The sequence below is a fragment of the Paenibacillus wenxiniae genome (assembly GCF_039822605.1).
GTDB classification, from domain to species: domain Bacteria; phylum Bacillota; class Bacilli; order Paenibacillales; family Paenibacillaceae; genus Saccharibacillus; species Saccharibacillus wenxiniae.
This window is the reverse complement of record NZ_JBCGUH010000010.1, coordinates 132,972-152,104: the sequence shown is the minus strand read 5'-3', so window position 1 is coordinate 152,104 and position 19,133 is coordinate 132,972. Positions and strand designations below refer to the sequence as shown.

Genomic DNA, 19,133 nt, shown 5'->3' with positions numbered 1-19,133 from the left:
CGCAGAGATTCATTTCTTTGCGAACGGCGTTTTTGTATAGCGCCTTTATTTTCATGAACATTTGGCTTTACGAATAGCTTTAATTGAATTAGAATAGATACAGTGAATGGAAACATGTGTTTGCATTTTTCGTGAAATGGTCGTCCATAGACTGGATTTGTACCGTGAAAACACATGCGAAACCTGCCTGTTTGTGGTATGCTGAACAACGTTTAAACGAACGATACGGACACTGGATCGTGCAAAATAGCGTTTATCGGCTTATTGTGCTGCTACTCTAGCGTAATTGCGGAGTAACCATTATACTTACTAAGCGTAGTACTAACAGCACGTAGCCATATGGCAATGAAAGAAGGGGGACCTTGAATGGTCGAACAGATTGATTCTTTAACCAATTCATCCCGTGGCGTGAATCCACAGCCATCCGGGTATGATGCTGACGACATTCAGGTGCTTGAAGGGCTTGTCGCCGTACGTAAACGTCCGGGGATGTATATCGGTAGTACAAGCTCGTCCGGACTGCATCATCTTGTCTGGGAGATTGTGGACAATGCAGTCGACGAGCATCTGGCAAAATATTGCAATAAGATTGAAATCAGCCTCAATAAAGACGGTTCGGTAACCGTACATGATAACGGCCGGGGTATTCCTACAGGTATGCACAAAAGTGGCATTCCGACGCCTCAGGTCGTGTTTACCATTTTGCACGCTGGCGGTAAATTTGGTGGCGGCGGATATAAGAAATCCGGCGGTTTGCACGGGGTCGGTGCATCGGTAACGAATGCATTGTCCGAGTGGCTGGAAGTTGAAATTTTCCGTGATGGTCTGATCCATCGTCAACGCTTTGAATACTGGGTCGATAAGAAGGGCAAAGAGCATGTTGGTGAACCGGTAAAAGGACTGGAAGAGATCGGTAAAACGAAGCAGACAGGTACACGCGTGACGTTTAAACCGGATATTCGCGTCTTCCAAAATGGCATCGCTTTGAATTATGATACGCTTGCAGAACGTCTGCAAGAAATCGCGTTTCTGAACTCTGGACTTGAGATTTTGCTGCGCGATGAGCGTAATGATAAGGCTGATCGCTTCTATTATGAAGGCGGAGCCAGCCAGTTCGTGGAGTATTTAAATGAAGGCAAAGACGTGCTGCATGATGTGATTCATTTCAGTGCAGAGCGTGACGATATCGAGGTGGAAGTTGCTCTGCAATACAATGCAGGCTATACCGAGACGATCGCTTCCTTCGTTAACTCGATTCCGACACGTGGCGGCGGTACGCACGAGACCGGCTTCAAAACAGCGTACACACGTATTTTGAACGATTATGCTCGCAAAAATGCCATGATCAAGGAAAAGGACAAAAACCTTGAGGGCGGCGATTTGCGCGAAGGCATGATGGCGGTCATTAGTGTGAAGATGGCTGAGGTTGAGTTTGTCGGTCAAACGAAAGATCAGCTCGGTAGCTCTTCAGCACGTGGTATTGTAGATGCCATCGTAGCTGAAAATATGCAGCGTTTCATGGAAGAGAATCCGCAGGTGAGTCAGAAGCTGATCAAAAAAGCGATTCAAGCTTCCCGTGCGCGTGAAGCGGCGCGCAAAGCGCGTGATGATATGCGTAGTGGACGTAAACGCAGCGAAAGCTCGAACCTGAACGGCAAGCTCAGCCCGGCACAATCGAAAGACTTCTCCAAGAACGAACTGTTCATCGTCGAAGGCGATTCGGCTGGCGGTTCAGCGAAGCAGGGACGTGACTCCAAAATTCAAGCGATCCTTCCACTCAAAGGAAAGCCGATGAACCCAGAGAAGGCGAAGCTTGCTGATGTGATGAAAAATGAAGAGTATCGCGCCATCATCTCAGCCATCGGAGCTGGTATTGGCACCGAATTTGCCGTTGAGGATAGTAATTACTCCAAAATTATTATTATGACCGATGCGGATACGGATGGAGCGCATATTCAGGTGTTGCTGCTGACGTTCTTCTATCGCTACATGAAACCACTCATCGACACCGGACGTGTCTATATCGCTCAGCCACCGCTGTACAAAATTACCCAGCGTTCTGGCAAAAAGACGAATGAACGTTATGTGTGGACCGATGAGCAGCTGGAAAAATCACTTAAGGAATTTGGCAAAAACGTAGAACTGCAACGTTACAAAGGGCTAGGTGAGATGAATCCAGAGCAATTATGGGAAACGACGATGAATCCAGAATCGCGTACATTGCTGCAAGTGCAGATTGAAGATGCTGCTAAGGCAGAACGCCGTGTATCCACATTGATGGGCGATAAAGTTGATCCGCGTAAACGCTGGATTGTCGAAAATGTAGATTTTACTGAATATGTAGAATAATCAGTCAACAGGAACAATAGACGCAAAGCTAGCAATACACATCGAGCTGCTGTCGTTGCAAACGGGAATGGGACGTACCTCTTAGGATGGATGTGTTCATTCCTTTTTGCACGCCAGCAGCTTTTGATCACAATCCGGCACGACCGGAAGGTAAGGTAAGGTGAACGGATGGCTACGAATGAACAATATATGCCGGCGTTTCTGGAAGAAGTCGTCGGTGACCGATTCGGTCGATATTCCAAATACATTATTCAAGATCGGGCAATTCCCGATGTACGCGATGGTCTAAAGCCGGTACAACGCCGTATTTTGTATGCGATGTATGAATCAGGCAATACACCGGATAAAGGATATCGCAAATCCGCCAAAACGGTCGGCGATGTGATGGGTAACTATCACCCGCACGGTGATGCTTCGATTTACGATGGTATGGTGCGGATGGCACAACCGTGGAAAATGGGACATACACTCGTCGATGGACACGGTAACTGGGGCTCACCGGATGATGATCCGGCAGCAGCTATGCGTTATACCGAAGCGCGTTTATCGTCCATTGCGATGGAGATTTTGCGCGATATTGATCGTAATACGGTACAATTTAAAGATAATTTTGATAATACAGCTAAGGAACCGATGGTACTGCCAGCGCGTTATCCGAATTTGCTCGTTAATGGCGTAAGCGGTATTTCATCCGGTTTTGCAACGGAGATTCCACCGCATAATTTGCAGGAAGTGATCGAAGCCTGTATCGCCTTGATGGAAAATCCAGCGATGGAGCTGGATGAACTGATGAATTACGTAAAAGGCCCGGATTTCCCAACCGGCGGTATCATTATGGGTGGTTCCGGCATTCGTGAAGCGTATGAATCCGGTAAAGGTCGTATTTATGTACGCGCCAAAACCGAGATTGAAACGTTGCGTGGTGGCAAACAGCAAATCGTAATTACCGAGATACCTTACCAGGTCGTTAAAGTTCGTCTCGTCACAGCAATGGAAAACTTGCGGCTGGAGAAAAAGGTAGAAGGCATTGCTGAAGTACGCGATGAGAGCGGACGCGATGGTTTGCGTATCGTCGTCGAGCTGAAAAAGGATGCAGATGCCGAAGGCATACTAGCATTTTTACTGAAAAAGACCGATCTGCAAGTGAACTATAACTTTAATATGGTTGCGATTGTAAACAAGGCACCACATCAGCTGGGCTTAAAAGGTATTTTGGAAGCGTATATTGCCCACCAGCGTGAAGTCGTTACACGCCGTACGCAATATGATCTGGATAAACTGGAAGCACGTGCTCATGTGCTGGAAGGTTTGGCGAAAGCGCTGAATGTGCTGGATGAAGTCATTGCTGCGATTAAAGCATCCAACAATCGTCAGGATGCCCATCAAAATCTGCAATGGATGTTCGGCTTGACTGAGCGCCAATCGGATGCAATTTTGAACTTGCAACTGTATCGTTTGACCAATCTGGAAATCAATCAGGTGGAAAAAGAACTGGCTGATATTCAGAAAAAGATCAAACAATTGCAAGCGATTCTGGATAGCGATAAAAAGCTAATCGGCTTGATCAAAAAAGAATTGATGGAAAGCCATGAGCGCTTCGGCATCAACCGTCGTTCCGAAATCCGCGAAGAAGTGGAAGAGCTGAAAGTGAATCTGGAAGTGATGGTCAACTCTGAGGATGTGCTCGTTACATTATCGAACGATGGCTATATTAAGCGTACAAGTATGCTTTCGTTCACACGCTCCGGTGCTGAACGCAGCGGTTCTGGCGTGAAGGAAGATGACTTTATCCGTGAAGTGCTTGATGTGAATACGCTGGATAATCTGCTCGTGTTCACGCAGCGTGGTCAATATTTTGTCTTACCCGTGCATCAAATTCCAGACTTTAAATGGAAAGATAACGGGACGGCGATCGTTAATGTGATCTCGATGACACGTGAAGATCGGATCATCGGTGTGATTCCGGTCCGTAATCTGGAACAGGAAACAGGCAGTCTCGTTTTCGTCACGAAACGCGGTCAGGTCAAACGTACCGAAGTGAAAGATTATGCGACCAAGCGCTCCGGTGCGGTCGCGGCCTGCAAACTGGGTGAAGGTGATGAAGTATTATCGGTAACACGCGGCGAACAGGCGCGTGACCTGATGTTGATTACGAAAAATGGAATGAGTATTCGTTTCCGTGCCGAAGAAGTAAGCACGATGGGACGTGTATCGACAGGAGTACGTGGGATTCAGCTCGTTGATGACGATGAGGTCGTCACATCGTTATGGGTAGACGGAGAAGAAGATGGACAATTGATGGTAATGACCGATCTTGGTTATGCAAAACGCACATCGATGCTGCACTATCAAACACAAAGCCGCGGCGGTAAAGGGGTATCCACCTTTGAACTGAAAGAAGGCAAACGTGTGAAACCGAATGGCAATCGTATTATTGCCGCTTATGTATGCCGTGATCATCGTTCCTTTATTGCGATCACACCGCCTAATCGCACGATTCCATTTAGCAGCAAGCAAGCATTGCAAACCGACGAACGCCGTCATGTCGGCAAGTCGATCATAACACTGGATCGTAATGATGTTATTATTGCAGTGCTGGAGGATTTGTCGACGAATAGTGCGGACGTATGATATAGAGCCATAAAATAGCAGCAAAACATATAAAACAATGCCGCATACGGACGGGAATGATTTCCTTGTTCAGTATGCGGCATTTGTTTATCCAATCGATTCGATAGAAGGTTGATCGGAAAAATATTCGATTAGTGCGCGGTAAAATACTTTGGAAGGTGTGTTTAATACACGCTTTTTATGTCGAACGATGCCATGAACAAAGCTGACTGGTCGGGGCAGTGGAAGCGAAACGATACTACCTTCTGCAAGCTCTTGTGCCATTGAAATTTTTGGCACAAGCGCAACGCCGAGTCCGCAGGTCACGACCTGCCGTACAAGTTCGGTACTTGCAAATCCAGTCGCACGAATTCCGGCAGGCAGCCCCATTTCGCTTAACAATTTGAGTCCTTCTGTATGATAGACGCAGCGAGAACCGAAACCGATCATTTGAATACCGGAGATGTTTTCCCATCCTTCAGTTTCGATCAAATGAGCAAGATGTTTGGAAGCGACCACGATCATTTCCTCTTCAATCAACGGTTCGAAAATCAAATCTTCTTTTTTGGGGTCCATCGGTACGATGCCGAAATCGAGTGCATGCGACTGAACTTGTTCCACGATATCCGCTTGAAATCCCGTTTCCAGCAGCAAATGAATTTCGGTATATTCCATGAAAAAAGAATGCATAAAATCAGGCATGCGTGTGACTAAAAAAGATTCCAACGATCCCAGACGCATCGTACCTCGAGGATGATCGAGATTTTCCAATGCTTCTTCAAGGGAGTGACTCAATTGAACAAATTGACGAGCATAACGAGCAAACTGTTCCCCTGCTTCAGTTGGTTTTACGCCACGGGGAAGTCGGTGAAAAAGTTTTTGATTGCAGCTTTGCTCCAATAATTGGATCTGTGAAGTGACCGTTGATTGTACATAGCCCAGTTTTTCTGCGGCACGACTAAAATTCCCTTCTTCGAATACAGCCAAAAAAGTAAGTAATGATCGTCCTTCTAAAGTCTCTAACATCTTTTTCTCTCCTTAGGTATCGAAAAAACAAATAGTTAGCATCGTATATTTTCGTTTTTAAAATGGATAAGTCGATGATAACATGAAGATGTTCTTGAGCCAACAACATCTTCAAGGAGGAACAGCAGTAATGAAAAAAAGCGGATTTCGATTAGGAATTTATGTGTTCAAAGATGCGGAAGTTATCGACTATGCCGCACCGTATGGCGTGTTTTCAGTAGCGCGAAGACTCGACCCTGAATTAGACGTGTTTTTGATAGCAGACTCGCTGCGTCCTGTACAAACACAGGCTGGCTTAACCGTAGTTCCTAATTATTCGTTTGCCGAAGAGCCGGATGTAGATGCGTTTCTTATACCTGGAGGATTTGGAACGCGCCAGGAGATGTATAATGGTCGCCTGTATCGATATATCCGTTCTCTTTCCGAGCAATGTTTACTGACAAGCGTGTGTACAGGTTCTTGGGTTTACGGAAAAATGGGCTTGCTTGATGGCATCGCCGGCACTAGTCGCAAAGCTCCCGATCGTTTAGAAGCTTCAGAGATGGGCAAAGTGCCAATCGACCGTTTATCCGAAATTGCACCGGCTTGCCGTATCAGTCGTGCACGAGTAGTAGATAATGGGCGCATCATCACAGCAGGTGGAATCGCAGCGGGCATGGAGCTGGGATTTCATTTACTTAGAAAAGCTGGTTATGATGAAGCTTTCATTACAGAACTAGCCCGAATCATGGAGTACGACCGCGCTTATGAAGTCTATCGTAATGATATAGAAGTGAACGCTTAACTATAAAGGAGAGATTACAATGCTGCATACAGCCAATGGTCATTATATTCAAGTCGAGGAAAATGTTACTCTTTATGTGGAAGATGTAGGGGAAGGCAAGCCGGTTGTATTTATACACGGTATGCCTGTTAATCATCGTATCTACGAGTATCAACAATCAGTTTTGCCTCAGCACGGTATTCGTTTTATCGGAATTGATTTACGAGGATATGGTCGTTCTGACCATCCGCTGCATGGATACACCTATGATCAAATGGCAGACGATATTCGTACAGTGATCGACCAACTTGAACTCAACGATGTCACACTAGCTGGTTTTTCGATGGGTGGGGGCGTTGTGACAAGATACATGGGCAGACATCACGGATATAAAGTTTCCAAATTGATGCTTTTCGGAGCATCAACATTGAGTAAGCTTCCGGAGGAAGCTGTACATGGAATGATTGCCGGACTTCAAGCCGACCGGCCGCAAATGCTTACGAATATATTTAAAGGGTTTTTCCATACTCCACCCTCACAGGGAATAGAAAACTGGTTGTGGCACATGGGGATGAAAGCCAATGTTCATGCCACGATTGAAACGGTAAAAGCGATCGGTAGTGAGGATCTTCGCTCCGATCTTGAGGCCATTCGTGTCCCAACGCTGATGCTGCATGGAATTCATGATCAAGTATGCCCATTTCACGCCGCAGAACAAGCTCATGCCATCGTATCAACATCACAACTCGTTCCTTTTGAAAATAGTGGGCATGCTCCTTTTTATGAGGAAAAAGAAAAATTCAATCGTGAAGTGATAGAGTTTGTATTAGCTTAAAAAGATACGGATATTGTCATCGTTTTGATGAATTTAGACTTGTCAGCTCCATCTGGCAAGTCTTTTTTTGGTAACAGAAAATATAGAGTTGAAACACACAATATTTGATCACTGTCACTATACTTTTTTATAACGAAATCTAATATGCCGAAATAACAGGATACAATCGGTCTAGTCAAGGTGTATAGTTATGCGTTAATTGAACAAAGCGATGTACGATCAAAGCCAAAAAATAAAAAACGGCCTTCATCAAGAAGCTACGAATATGCTCTGAACCGTATCAGATGTATTCGATAGCATCGATGATGAAGGCTGTTTTTGCATCCCATTATGATAAGCTGAGTACTATATGGTGTTACTCTTGCTCCTCATTCCATTTGTGTACAAGTTGGTCATACAGCGTTTCCGACCACTGTGTCCACGGCTTTACACGCGGTGGCAACGATATAATCGATACCATCTCCTCTTTCACCGGATGCGGAGCAGAGGCGAGTACCGACCACAGCGCAAGCTGCTCGCCAGGGCGATTCAGTCCGCCACCATAACGTTGATCGCCAAATAGTGGATGTCCAGCATGCGCCATCTGCACCCGAATCTGATGTGAGCGTCCGGTATGCAGCTTGATGAGCACAAGTGCTAGCTTCGATTGTACATCGGTAGCCAGCACTTCATAATCGAGTACAGCCTCTTTGCCACTTGCTGTCCCAGCAGCTACAACTGTCGATGTGTTCGTGCGCGAATCTTTTAACAATGTATCCCTGAGCGTAGCCTGTGAACGGGACGGAATGCCGCGCAGCACGGCAACATATCGTTTACCTAGCTTACCTTTACGCACCGAATCGGACAGCCGTGAAGCACCTTTAGACGTTTTGGCAAATAGCATTGCACCGCCGACCGGACGATCCAGCCGATGAATAAGACCGAGAAACACATTGCCTTCCTTTTGGTGACGCTGTTTCAGATCATGTTTGATCAGAGTTAGCATATCCATATCACCGGTATCGTCTGCCTGCGAAGGAATGTTAACCGGCTTTACAACGCCAATCACATGATTATCTTCATACAGCACATGTACAGGAGGCAGGTTAGCCGGAGTAATGAACGGGCTGGACTTGTGCTCGCCTGCTCGTTGTGCGGTCTGTTCGTGATGAGGGCGAACATGCGCTGAAGCGCCATGTGTGTGCCGTGAAGTCTGATCCGTGTCTGTGGTCGCTTGCCGATGTGTAGTAGATTGGCCTTTACGATTACCGTTTCCGTTAGTGGAACCAGCACGAGTTCCGGCGTGCGGTTGCCCATTTCGGCGCGAGGGTCTGGCTGATTTACTTGTATTGCTCGCAGTCGCATCGCTTGCCTGTGGCTTGCTGCGAGAGCGAGTGGTGGAACTGTTAGGGTGACTGCTGCGAGAGCTGGATTTGCTATTGCTACTCTGACGCTTGCTCTTGCCAGCATCCCGTCCGGAGCGGGAAGAACGGGAATTCATTCTTCCTTAGCTTTCCCAGCGTCCCAGAATACCGCATGGCAGTACCATGCCGGAGTTCGTAATGGGCAGACCAATCTCGCCGGAAGAGATCGTACCGCCAAAGCGTTGTTTGAGCGTCATATTTAAAATGTTAGACAGCACGGTTGGTGCCAGTCCAGTCGTGTAGGAATTGATCAGCATAAATAGTGGCTGATCAGACATGATCGACATACATGATTCAAGAAACGGATACAGACTTTGTTCCAATTTCCACATTTCACCGCCTGGACCACGTCCGTAGGATGGGGGGTCCATAATGATCGCGTCGTATTTATTGCCACGACGTTGCTCACGCTGTACAAATTTGAATACATCGTCTGTAATAAAGCGAACTGGACGATCCCCGATACCGGACAGTTGATGATTTTCTTTTGCCCATTGCACCATACCTTTAGCAGCGTCCACATGCACCACCGATGCGCCTGCTGCGGAAGCGGCTACCGTAGCACCACCTGTATAGGCAAACAGATTCAATACCGTAATCGGGCGATTCGCCTGTTCGATTTTGTTCATCATCCATGCCCAGTTAGCGGCTTGCTCAGGGAACAGACCGGTATGCTTGAAATTGGTCGGTTTGATATGAAATTTAAGCTGTTTGAAGCCCAGTTCCCAGCGTTCTGGAATTTTACGTTTCCATTCCCATTCGCCGCCACCGGAAGAGCTACGATGATAATGCCCGTGTACTTCATTCCAGCGTGGATCATTACCTGTTTTCGGCCAGATAATTTGAGGGTCTGGACGACGCAGCAAAATGTCACCCCAGCGTTCCAGACGTTCACCGTCGCCTGTGTCGATTAATTCATAATCTTTCCATTGATCTGCAATATGCATTGTTTACCCATCCTTATATTTAATTTTCACCGATTTACCGTTTGGATCATTCAACGACATATACGTAAAATCAGGGATATGTGCAGCCCGAGGCTATCTATGCTCCGTTATGGTTCACCGCATTCCATTGTACAACAACCGCATGTTCGGCGCCATACGAACCGTTCAAATCGTCATGTAATTCCTCCGTTATTCCGCTCTGTTGTCTATAGTTCACTATATTCCTTATATTTCGCTCTGATTTGGGCAGAATCTACCATCTGTACCGCCATGACTGGAAAATGAACGAGCACAACGCTATACTTAGATTACACATTTATACAAATGATTATGTAAACGAAGATGCCAGAAGCTCACAATGGTAACGAATCAGAATAGTTATGAGAACGTTAATCATCTGTAAAGTATGAGAATGATAGCGTTTATGTACCGTTTATATACATTTTATTAAACTATGAATTGAATTTAGCAAGCCGTGAAGTGAATACTATCGGAATTCGGGAGGCGATCAAGCATGCCTAGAGAAAGGTCGGCATTAACTACGATATTGTATATTGTGGGTGCGATTATCCTGCTCGCTGTCATACGCCAATTTGTACCGGACACCATCAAAATTTTAGCCAATCTATGCTGGTTCCTGATACCGCCAGCCATCGGTTATGTACTATGGCATGGCGAAAAGCAAAAACAAAGACGCTGGTTTGAGCATCAGTTGTTACGAGTCGCTGAACATACGCATAATCGGTTCACACCGACAGATGTGTCGATCATGACCCCAATGACGGTTTATCAGGCAGGTCGATTGTTGCAAGATATGCAGCGACGTGGAGTGTTACGTCTTACAGTAACAGAACATGGACAGTATGCGTATGAGTTTTGGAAGCTGGCGCCCCATGATATGCAGGTAGCAGGGCGCTCATTTTGATATGAATGTAGAGTCTATTACGACGTATACGCTAACTGTTTTACTGGGGTAAATACCACTTTGAGAACGAATGAGGGGACACACTCCGACCTCGCACAGGAATCTACAATAAAATTTTTACTAACTAAATGATCATGACAACGTCGCCTAATGCCTGATGTATAATTTAAGTCCGATGCTAACGATTATGTAATGATATTATAAGATGCTGTTATTGAGAATAGGGCAGACAAATGATAGTATAAATTGAAAAAGGACAGAAACGGACTGCATAGTGCAACCGATTCCGTCCTTTTTTTATACTCACGCGTGGCTCTGCAAAGCTATTAATGTAAAGCGCATATTCCGCTAACGACGCGGGATGAAGCGATATGCCATCACTATTTTATTAACCATATCACTACCTGTCTTAAAAAGATAAAATAAAAATTCAAATAAAATGTTGACAATGATAATCATTATCAATTATGATGTTCACAGAGAAACCGACGAGAGAAAGAAAGTACATAGGAGGATCGCTATGCCGAAATTTTTAGTAGTGTTCGCCAGCCTGACCGGGAATACCGAAGAGATGGCTGACCTGATCGTAGAAGGCATTCAATCTGCTGGCGCAGAGGTGGATGTGAAGCAATCGATGGATGTGGATGCAAATATTTTGCAAGAGTACGACGCATTCATTTTGGGAGCTTATACGTGGGGAGACGGTGAGTTACCGGACGAATTCCTTGATTTCTACGAGGATATGGACGAGCTGGATCTGTCAGGGAAAAAGGCGGCTGTATTTGGAAGCGGCGATACTGCTTATGATCAATTTGCCGCCGCAGTGGATTTGCTGGCGGATAAGCTGAAAGAGCGCGGTGCCGAACTGGTGCAGGAAAGTCTCAAAATCGAGCTTAATCCTTCAACAGAAGATAAGGATGTATGCCGTAACTTTGGTAAACATTTCGCTGGCGCTGTCATTAGCGTCGTATAACGATAGCAGCACGGTAAAGTCTGGAAGCAGGTGAATGAAGCAGTGAGTACATCGATAACAGCGCAGGAGTCACCCGTGCTCCATGATTATAAGTTGGAGGATTGGCTACGCCAAACGTATAGTCAACCGCCTTCCAAAGCAAAAGCGGTAAAGTCGCTTACGTGGAAACAGCGTGCATTATATGCAGCCGGTCATGCGATCAATGCTTATTACACGCTGTCACCGGAGCTGCGCGAAGTGAGCAATATCGGCAAGCTGGTCGATCTGCGCTGGCCGCGTCGTTCGATCGGCTTTGAAAGTGAAGCTCACTATTGGAGCATGAAGGATGCGGTCATTGCGAATCTGGCTGGATTGCTAAGAGAGAATCAGCCAGCCGCATATCCGGTCATGTTATATGAACAGCAACGGGTCGTTGTGCCTGAGTTACGTACCGAACTGTCGCTTATTTTCCAACTGATGTGGCAATTGCCCTGGACAACAGCGCAACCGGGTGATGAGACATCCGGACACAAGAGCCTGATTGTCCAGAAGTTTTTCTGGGAGCGCGAGCCCCATTTGGAAAAAGCGTTTATTCATCTCAGTAATGTATTTTGCCAGACAGCCTTTGGTTGTGTGCCGAAGCGAATCGATATGTTTTACATATCCGATGGAACGGTGCAGCGTCATACGCCTCAGTCAGAGCATGTGACCGCATCGATCGATTACCTGGATTTGCTGCGGCATGCCGTTCCAGGCGGAAATCGTCTCTGTGCTTGTTGCAGAGCGAACGCTGGTACGGCAGTAGCCTTTGCTCCAAGTTGGAGCCTTAGTTAGGTGAAAGAGGACGGTATCAAAATCCCCCATCATTTTGATGCTAGTGCCTTTTCACATAGATGAACCACATGAACATACGGCCTTCTCCTTTGCAGGAGATCAGGACTGTTGAACCGTCTGTCCCAGTCATGTACGGAACGTTCAGCAGTTCTGCAAAAAAGCGTTTATCCTACGGTGGACCGGACCTCCACCGACAGGATAAACGCTTTTTTCGTTTGGATGGGTGCATGCAGGCATGCTATGTAGATATGGCGTAGATCGTTGACATGGCCTACTCCGCCAACGATCCATAACCAGAACCACGTTCCCATTTAGTGTCGTTCAATGTCCTTATTCATGCGTATTCCATTCATTTACTTCATGTTACTCAGGTCATTTGAAGTCTGTGGTAGCTCATATTCATAATAATCCTGTATATCCTGCTGCACAAAGCCACATGATTCATACAGATGCAGTGCTCTTGGATTCGTAGCCGAAACATCGAGCCATACATGACTGCCTCTTGCATGCTCCTGTAGTGCCACCTGGCGCAGGGCGCTACGTCCAATCCCATGTCCGCGCAGTACGGGATCAACGACAAAACCGTAGATCCAACTATGTTCATCCTGCCGATCAATCTCAATCTTACCTACTGCCAGTCCACCATGCTCAATGACAAGCATCACTTTTGTAAGCGAACGAGACGGATTTGCCAGTGCAGCAATCGTAGAAAATTCCGGAATACCAAATGCGTCCGCATCCAGTCGTGCCCATAGATCGGTATCCTCTTCCTGAAATTGTCGTAACTGGGCAATCTCTGTACCTGCGGACTGTCCTAGCAAAGAATGCTCTCCATGCTCCAGCTTCATCGAATATTCCGTGCTGTCGAGTTTGGCATGACGATTGTGCACCCATTGCTGGCCAGTCACCGAGCGGTGTGGCGTATTAAATAAAATGCGATTCATCCGTTTGATCGCCGGACTTTGTACGGCTTGCTCCCATAGCTGCGAAAAGCGACCCTGTTGTCGATACTGCGGATCTGTCATACCGCACACTTCTATATTTCTGCCGAATCCGTACAATGCCAAAAAGGATACTAGCTTACCATCTTCGTAACCGAAAAAATCCTCCTGTATGCCTGGCGAACGATGTCTTAATATATCCCAATTCAGCTTGAGTGTAATTCCATCATGCTGTTCACATTTATGTTGTAGTTCCAGTATATCGGACAACTGGCTTAGTTTTAACATTCGTATAACCTCTTTTCTAAAATAAAAGGATGGGGAGTGTGGCATGTCTAAATTAGATGATCCGTAGATGAGTACAATTTGACCGAACAAGCATGCTGTTTAGTTTGCCGTTTAGCCAGCCTGTTCATGATTGCACACAATATAGAGGTGTACCGTGGTGTCTCTCTATCTTATCATCGTTCATGGCATTTTCAAAATCATACCAGCGTCCACTGCATACTAAAAAATCCGCAGTTCCTAATCGGAACCACGGATTTTACTTGTTGCGAGCAACAGCACAAATGAGATCAGCACAGTAATGATCGTCATACTCCAGGCCAGCTGCATATTGCCTGCATCAACGGCAAAATAGATTGCTGTTGGTAGTGTTTGCGTTTTGCCTGGAATATTACCGGCGACCATTAATGTCGCACCAAATTCACCGAGCGCACGTGCAAAACCAAGCACAAAACCAGTCACAAGCGAGCGCCAGGCGAGTGGAAATACCATAAACCACAACAACTGTAGCTCATTAGCACCTTGCGAGCGAGCCGATTCCAGCACTTCACGATTCACAAGCGCAAAACCGGTTTTAAGCGCCTGATATACGAGTGGAAAAGCAACGACAACGGCTGCGATCACTGCACCGGTAACGCTAAATACGATCGGTTGATGCGTCAGCCATTCCGCAAACTGTCCAATCCAGCTCCGTCTACCGAGAATCGTTAGTAAAATTAGACCGACAACAGAAGGGGGCAGCACCAGCGGTAACATAAACAACGTCTCCACCACAATTTGACCGGGAAAATGAACACGATTCATCCATAGCGCTGCAAGCGTAGCCAGCATAAATACGATCACGCTAGATAAACATGCAATTTGAAGCGAAAGGGTAACGGGAAAACCGACAGCTTCCCATGACCAGACAGTGCTCATGATCCAGTAGCTGCCTTGTTAAAGCCGTACTTGGCGAACACATCCAGTGCTTCCTGCGTTTGCAAATAGGCATAGAACAGGGCAGCATCTTCACGATGAGTAGTAGATGATAACACACCGATTGGATAAACGATCGGATCATGGCTATCTTCACTAGCTGTGAAGGCGATTTTTACACCTTGCGATTCCAGCGCATCTGTTTTATATACAAAGCCTGCATCAGCATTGCCTGTTTCTACATAAGACAGCACTTGTTTCACATCTTTCGTTTGCACGAGCTTGGGCTGTAGCGTATCCCATTCGCCGGATTTTTCCAGCGCTTGCTTGGCATACATCCCAGCAGGAACAGACTCTGGTGTGCCAATCGCCAGGCGTTTGATGTTATCGCCCTTTAGGTCAGTGATGGAAGTTGGTGCAGTTGTACTGTCTTTCGGCACGATAAGCACAAGTTCGTTTGTTAGCAAATTGACTGTACGATCTGCTGCGATCAGCTTTTCATCGACAAGTGCTTTCATTTGCTTGCTGCCTGCGGATAAAAATAGATCAGCAGGCGCGCCCTGTTCGATTTGCTTTTGCAGTGTACCCGAAGCGCCAAAGTTAAACGTTAAAGTTACATTGGGGAATTTCTTGGCATAAAGCGCCTGAATTTCTTTTAAGCTGTCCGTCAAACTAGCAGCGGCAGAGATGGTCAGCTCGACCGGCTGATTGTTGCCACTCGGATTACCTGACGAGCTAGAATTGCCTGATGAACCCGGTGTCGCAGATGAGCAAGCACCTAGTAGCACAGCCAGCATCAACAGCATAACGATAGGCAGCAATGGACGGGCAAAGCGCGATCCAATTCCTCGCGTATGGGAGGAAGGAGAAGAATGATTCATAAGAAGCCTCCTAGATAATAAAGTAGATCGTTATGTAGCATTAAATTGTAAAACTCTGTACTAAATCATACAGGATAATACTAATTATATCTAGTTATAATATAAAGGACGAAATATTTAGTTACGCGAATTGAATTAAGATTGGGAGACAGGTAAGATAAATAGACATGGAGTCAGTTATGATCATCGCTGAAGTTTAGTATGGCTTGCATCATGACACTGCTACAACACATGATACCTATATCCTATTCATACTATCCAAGTAATATCGATATCGTATTCATACCATCCAAGCAGATATGAACAAAATTAAATCCACCTACGCATCATCGCCAAATAACGTGAATTTATAAAAGAAAGGGGTCATTTATGAGCGAACCAATATCGTATACGACCGAAGAAATCGCACGGCTATTAAAAGTATCCAAGCTGACCGTATATGATCTGATTAAAAAAGGAGACTTGCCTGCCTATCGTGTAGGCAAGCAGATGCGGATCGATCACGATGATCTGGAAACGTATAAACAACGTGCCAAAGACGGTATGCTACGCGAGCAAGCCGGGCAGCTTCAGCTGCGAGAACTGCAAAACGATACGCTTGCACATCCGCCGGATACGGGGATGGCACCGGATGCGGCCAATCGTTTATATCCAGCACCGTCATCCTCACCGGAGACGACTGCGGCTTCACCGGCATTTGTGCATGCAGCTTATGCAAGACCGGAAGAGATTTTACGTAATGTAGGTACAATGCATCCGGTAACGGAAGAACCGTTAATGCCGCCTTCTGGTCTGCGTCCACTTGTCATTACAGGTCAGGATACAAGTTTGGATTTGCTGGCGCGTTATATGGAAAAAGATGGCCGTTTCCGAGCATTGCGTTCTTTTGCCGGAAGTATGGATAGTCTTGTATCGATGTATATGGGGCATTCGGATATTGTGAGTACCCATCTGTATGATGGTGAGACGGGAGAATACAATCTGCCGTATGTGCGCAAACTGCTCGTCTCGCGTTCATTTACCGTTATCAATCTGGTGTCCAGACGAGTTGGATTGTACGTACAGCGTGGCAATCCGAAACGGATTAACGATTGGAAGCAGCTCGGTCAGACCGGAATCCGTCTGGCTAATCGAGAGCGTGGAGCAGGTGCTCGTGTACTGCTGGATGAGCAGTTGCGGCTCAACGGTATTCGTCCGTCTACGTTGCGTGGTTATGATCGGGAAGAAACCTCGCCTATTGCTGTAGCAGCGCGTATCGCTGCTGGTGATGCAGATGTGGGTATCGGTAGTGAGAAGGCAGCGGCTATGGTAGGAATTGAATTTATCCCGCTTGCTGTCGAGCGTTACGATCTGGTCATTTTGAATCATCCCGAGCATGCAGAATGGATTGCATTACTCAAGCAGACGCTACAATCAGAGGAGTTCAAGCGTGAATTGCAGGCGATTGGCGGTTATGATCTGTCCCGAACCGGAGAGATTATATATGAGACGGAATTTTAAAAATAGGTTTGTATCGCAGAAATGAGATGTATGCGTGCTAAGCTAGAGAATAGATAGTGAGCTTGAATAGATCTTAAATATATAATGATCTAAATTTTACGATTACCCAATAAGAAATATATACAATAAATGAATGTACAACATAATCAATCAGGGCGTGTACGCAAACTCGTATAGATATAAACAGCCCTTCATGGCGGAAGGAAATAAGGAAAACGGACGACTGGGGCACGGGAAGCTACATTTCACTCCGACTGCGTAGATTCTGATGCAAGACGGCAATCCGTCTCCTTATTCCTTGCTGAAGTGATGTTTGCTCTAGCACAAATCGTTTGTGTACACATCCTACTAGAGCAACGATCAACCATAGCGATCCGGCACCTTATGGATGATGCGATTCATCCTGTACGGTGCCGGATTTTCATATAGGAGCATAGGGATCGCTTTTTGCTTGTTTTGACAATGATAATTATTATCATTTATAATGGATAATATCCGCCGGCAACATATCGGCATGAAGGAGGGGATAAGTATGTTCGTTATTTTACGTACCATGACTGTAAGTGAAGGTCATTCGGATCAAGTCGTAGAGCGTTTTAGCAAGCCGGGTTCCCTGGTGGAACAACAGCCTGGTTTTATCGATATTCAAGTGATGGTGAAGCAGGTTCGACGCGGCGAAGAAGAAGTGGTGATTATGTTCCGCTGGGAATCAGAAGAAGCGTGGAAAAATTGGGAGAAGAGTGATGCACATATTCAAGGGCATCGCCAAAATGCAGGTCAGCCCAAGCCGGAATATATTTTAAATGTGTCCCATGCTCGTTATGATGTGAAAGCGATCAAATCGGCTGCTGCGCAGTAAACAACCAGCGTAGAAGATAGATTTTATAGTTATTTATAGAGCATGAAGTATAACCGATCATGGAGTACAAGCGATCATCTGTCATATGAGAAATAGGTGATCGTATCCTATTAAAGTTTCCTTTATTTTAAAAAATCCTATTTTATAGCGTTACCGATGCCTGATTATTGTATACAAAAAAGCCATTCCTAGACTTGCTTAGCAGTAGATGATATCCGATCGAATCCATATCGATATCGTTGTGCTATAGCTGTTAGAAGGAATGGCTTTTGCTGTTTGATCTGTATCCAGTCAGTCGTATGATCTATCGCAATACGATCAGGCACGCGAATCGAATGGCTCGATCGTTACCGGGCTTTGTTCATTCATCGATAACTCGTATGCTTTTTGCGCATGGGCGATTCGTTGATGCGTCAGTGGCGTATGCTCATACTGGTTATGCAGCACTTTGAAATCTGCCAGATCCTCATACGGAATCGTAGATAAAGCAGCAGGTTTACTAACCGTATGATGAGAAGGAACCTTCTCCAGCATTTGTTCAAATTGAACTTCGGTTTGTGTATGGGATGCAGCGCGCTTTTGTTGTGCATATTTCTCTTGCTGCTCTGCACGCTTTTCGAAAATTTGTCTTGTATAATAGGCGAGATCCGCTGTGATTTTACGTACAGCTTCAATCGGATTCACTTTCATGTGATGTTCACTCCTTTACTGCTCTTACTGTTGAACACCGAGCAGTTCGTTTCCGGTAGCCTTTACATGTCAGAGCACGTAAAGCTCACTATATGCTTTATATCGGCAAAAGCACAGCTTTGTATTACCCGTTAATCACAATATTCACGCTTTGTACCGTGACTCCGGTTAAGCTTACCATAGTTCGTCGTCCAGAACCATCTGGCTTGGACGATTGGAATAAGCTGGTACAGATGATGACGGGGAAGTTAGTAGGCCTCTTAGTCGGATGATAATAGAGGAGCGAAAGATCGTAGATTGACGAATGTCGTTATGGTGTATATAATAACTATGTGTTATTAACAAAATGATAATATATAAAATTATGCTTGCTCCGATCTATGGATGATTCGATATACGGATTATGTAGATGATAATT

At 45.7% G+C, this 19,133-nt stretch carries 16 protein-coding genes; 9 read left to right on the top strand and 7 right to left on the bottom strand.

The window, feature by feature from the left end; all coding sequences use genetic code 11:
• The first annotated feature begins 366 nt into the window (after positions 1–366).
• The gene (gene parE / locus AAHF22_RS17470) at positions 367–2,349 is read left to right on the top strand and encodes a DNA topoisomerase IV subunit B (protein WP_347326311.1); all 1,983 of its coding nucleotides are present in this window, start codon (positions 367–369) and stop codon (positions 2,347–2,349) included.
• 168 nt (positions 2,350–2,517) lie between these two features.
• Positions 2,518–4,980: a DNA gyrase subunit A gene (gene gyrA, locus AAHF22_RS17465; protein WP_347326310.1), complete on the top strand. Its 2,463-nt coding sequence runs from the start codon at positions 2,518–2,520 to the stop codon at positions 4,978–4,980.
• 87 nt (positions 4,981–5,067) lie between these two features.
• Here the strand turns inward: gyrA and AAHF22_RS17460 are convergent, their stop codons facing one another.
• Positions 5,068–5,985 (bottom strand): LysR family transcriptional regulator, encoded by a 918-nt coding sequence (locus tag AAHF22_RS17460; RefSeq protein ID WP_347326309.1) that lies wholly within the window; start codon positions 5,983–5,985, stop codon positions 5,068–5,070.
• A gap of 130 nt (positions 5,986–6,115) precedes the next feature.
• Between AAHF22_RS17460 and AAHF22_RS17455 the strand changes: the two genes are divergently transcribed.
• Together AAHF22_RS17455 and AAHF22_RS17450 are read left to right on the top strand one after the other, a co-directional pair.
• Positions 6,116–6,769: a DJ-1/PfpI family protein gene (locus AAHF22_RS17455; protein WP_347326308.1), complete on the top strand. Its 654-nt coding sequence runs from the start codon at positions 6,116–6,118 to the stop codon at positions 6,767–6,769.
• Between the two features lie 19 nt (positions 6,770–6,788).
• Positions 6,789–7,583 (top strand): alpha/beta fold hydrolase, encoded by a 795-nt coding sequence (locus tag AAHF22_RS17450; RefSeq protein ID WP_347326307.1) that lies wholly within the window; start codon positions 6,789–6,791, stop codon positions 7,581–7,583.
• 355 nt (positions 7,584–7,938) lie between these two features.
• Here AAHF22_RS17450 and AAHF22_RS17445 read toward each other — a convergent pair whose 3' ends face one another.
• Complete coding sequence (locus tag AAHF22_RS17445; RefSeq protein ID WP_347326306.1) at positions 7,939–9,063, bottom strand: RluA family pseudouridine synthase; 1,125 nt, start codon at positions 9,061–9,063, stop codon at positions 7,939–7,941.
• Positions 9,064–9,069: 6 nt separating this feature from the next.
• Positions 9,070–9,933, bottom strand: a complete 864-nt coding sequence (locus AAHF22_RS17440) for a class I SAM-dependent methyltransferase (protein ID WP_347326305.1) — start codon at positions 9,931–9,933, stop codon at positions 9,070–9,072.
• Positions 9,934–10,447: 514 nt separating this feature from the next.
• On the opposite strand from AAHF22_RS17440, the gene AAHF22_RS17435 reads away from it, so the two are divergent.
• The 3 genes from AAHF22_RS17435 (at position 10,448) to AAHF22_RS17425 (ending at position 12,644) form a co-directional block, all read left to right on the top strand.
• Positions 10,448–10,858 (top strand): hypothetical protein, encoded by a 411-nt coding sequence (locus tag AAHF22_RS17435; RefSeq protein WP_347326304.1) that lies wholly within the window; start codon positions 10,448–10,450, stop codon positions 10,856–10,858.
• Between the two features lie 520 nt (positions 10,859–11,378).
• The gene (locus AAHF22_RS17430; RefSeq protein ID WP_347326303.1) at positions 11,379–11,831 is read left to right on the top strand and encodes a flavodoxin; all 453 of its coding nucleotides are present in this window, start codon (positions 11,379–11,381) and stop codon (positions 11,829–11,831) included.
• A gap of 42 nt (positions 11,832–11,873) precedes the next feature.
• On the top strand, positions 11,874–12,644 hold the full coding sequence (locus AAHF22_RS17425) for a hypothetical protein (RefSeq protein WP_347326302.1): 771 nt from the start codon (positions 11,874–11,876) through the stop codon (positions 12,642–12,644).
• Positions 12,645–12,997: 353 nt separating this feature from the next.
• Here the strand turns inward: AAHF22_RS17425 and AAHF22_RS17420 are convergent, their stop codons facing one another.
• The 3 genes from AAHF22_RS17420 to modA form a co-directional block, all read right to left on the bottom strand.
• Complete coding sequence (locus AAHF22_RS17420) at positions 12,998–13,873, bottom strand: GNAT family N-acetyltransferase (RefSeq protein WP_347326301.1); 876 nt, start codon at positions 13,871–13,873, stop codon at positions 12,998–13,000.
• Positions 13,874–14,110: 237 nt separating this feature from the next.
• Complete coding sequence (gene modB, locus AAHF22_RS17415; RefSeq protein WP_347326300.1) at positions 14,111–14,788, bottom strand: molybdate ABC transporter permease subunit; 678 nt, start codon at positions 14,786–14,788, stop codon at positions 14,111–14,113.
• Positions 14,785–15,666 carry a molybdate ABC transporter substrate-binding protein gene (modA, locus tag AAHF22_RS17410; protein ID WP_347326299.1) on the bottom strand — a complete coding sequence of 294 codons (882 nt, stop codon included), beginning with the start codon at positions 15,664–15,666 and terminating at the stop codon, positions 14,785–14,787. Before modA ends, modB begins: the two co-directional genes overlap by 4 nt.
• A gap of 369 nt (positions 15,667–16,035) precedes the next feature.
• Between modA and AAHF22_RS17405 the strand changes: the two genes are divergently transcribed.
• Positions 16,036–17,166 (top strand): helix-turn-helix transcriptional regulator, encoded by a 1,131-nt coding sequence (locus AAHF22_RS17405; protein WP_347326298.1) that lies wholly within the window; start codon positions 16,036–16,038, stop codon positions 17,164–17,166.
• Positions 17,167–17,698: 532 nt separating this feature from the next.
• Positions 17,699–18,025 (top strand): antibiotic biosynthesis monooxygenase family protein, encoded by a 327-nt coding sequence (locus AAHF22_RS17400; RefSeq protein ID WP_347326297.1) that lies wholly within the window; start codon positions 17,699–17,701, stop codon positions 18,023–18,025.
• 318 nt (positions 18,026–18,343) lie between these two features.
• Here the strand turns inward: AAHF22_RS17400 and AAHF22_RS17395 are convergent, their stop codons facing one another.
• Positions 18,344–18,715: a hypothetical protein gene (locus tag AAHF22_RS17395; protein WP_347326296.1), complete on the bottom strand. Its 372-nt coding sequence runs from the start codon at positions 18,713–18,715 to the stop codon at positions 18,344–18,346.
• Positions 18,716–19,133 lie beyond the last annotated feature (418 nt).

What these genes read in the sequence shown, in the direction of transcription:
- AAHF22_RS17395 (WP_347326296.1), bottom strand. Translation starts at nt 18,715, where the DNA reads ATGAAAGTGAATCCGATTGAAGCTGTACGTAAAATCACAGCGGATCTC.
- modA (WP_347326299.1), bottom strand. Translation starts at nt 15,666, where the DNA reads ATGAATCATTCTTCTCCTTCCTCCCATACGCGAGGAATTGGATCGCGC.
- parE (WP_347326311.1), top strand. Translation starts at nt 367, where the DNA reads ATGGTCGAACAGATTGATTCTTTAACCAATTCATCCCGTGGCGTGAAT.
- AAHF22_RS17440 (WP_347326305.1), bottom strand. Translation starts at nt 9,933, where the DNA reads ATGCATATTGCAGATCAATGGAAAGATTATGAATTAATCGACACAGGC.
- AAHF22_RS17450 (WP_347326307.1), top strand. Translation starts at nt 6,789, where the DNA reads ATGCTGCATACAGCCAATGGTCATTATATTCAAGTCGAGGAAAATGTT.
- gyrA (WP_347326310.1), top strand. Translation starts at nt 2,518, where the DNA reads ATGGCTACGAATGAACAATATATGCCGGCGTTTCTGGAAGAAGTCGTC.
- AAHF22_RS17460 (WP_347326309.1), bottom strand. Translation starts at nt 5,985, where the DNA reads ATGTTAGAGACTTTAGAAGGACGATCATTACTTACTTTTTTGGCTGTA.
- AAHF22_RS17420 (WP_347326301.1), bottom strand. Translation starts at nt 13,873, where the DNA reads ATGTTAAAACTAAGCCAGTTGTCCGATATACTGGAACTACAACATAAA.
- AAHF22_RS17445 (WP_347326306.1), bottom strand. Translation starts at nt 9,063, where the DNA reads ATGAATTCCCGTTCTTCCCGCTCCGGACGGGATGCTGGCAAGAGCAAG.
- modB (WP_347326300.1), bottom strand. Translation starts at nt 14,788, where the DNA reads ATGAGCACTGTCTGGTCATGGGAAGCTGTCGGTTTTCCCGTTACCCTT.
- AAHF22_RS17435 (WP_347326304.1), top strand. Translation starts at nt 10,448, where the DNA reads ATGCCTAGAGAAAGGTCGGCATTAACTACGATATTGTATATTGTGGGT.
- AAHF22_RS17455 (WP_347326308.1), top strand. Translation starts at nt 6,116, where the DNA reads ATGAAAAAAAGCGGATTTCGATTAGGAATTTATGTGTTCAAAGATGCG.
- AAHF22_RS17400 (WP_347326297.1), top strand. Translation starts at nt 17,699, where the DNA reads ATGTTCGTTATTTTACGTACCATGACTGTAAGTGAAGGTCATTCGGAT.
- AAHF22_RS17405 (WP_347326298.1), top strand. Translation starts at nt 16,036, where the DNA reads ATGAGCGAACCAATATCGTATACGACCGAAGAAATCGCACGGCTATTA.
- AAHF22_RS17430 (WP_347326303.1), top strand. Translation starts at nt 11,379, where the DNA reads ATGCCGAAATTTTTAGTAGTGTTCGCCAGCCTGACCGGGAATACCGAA.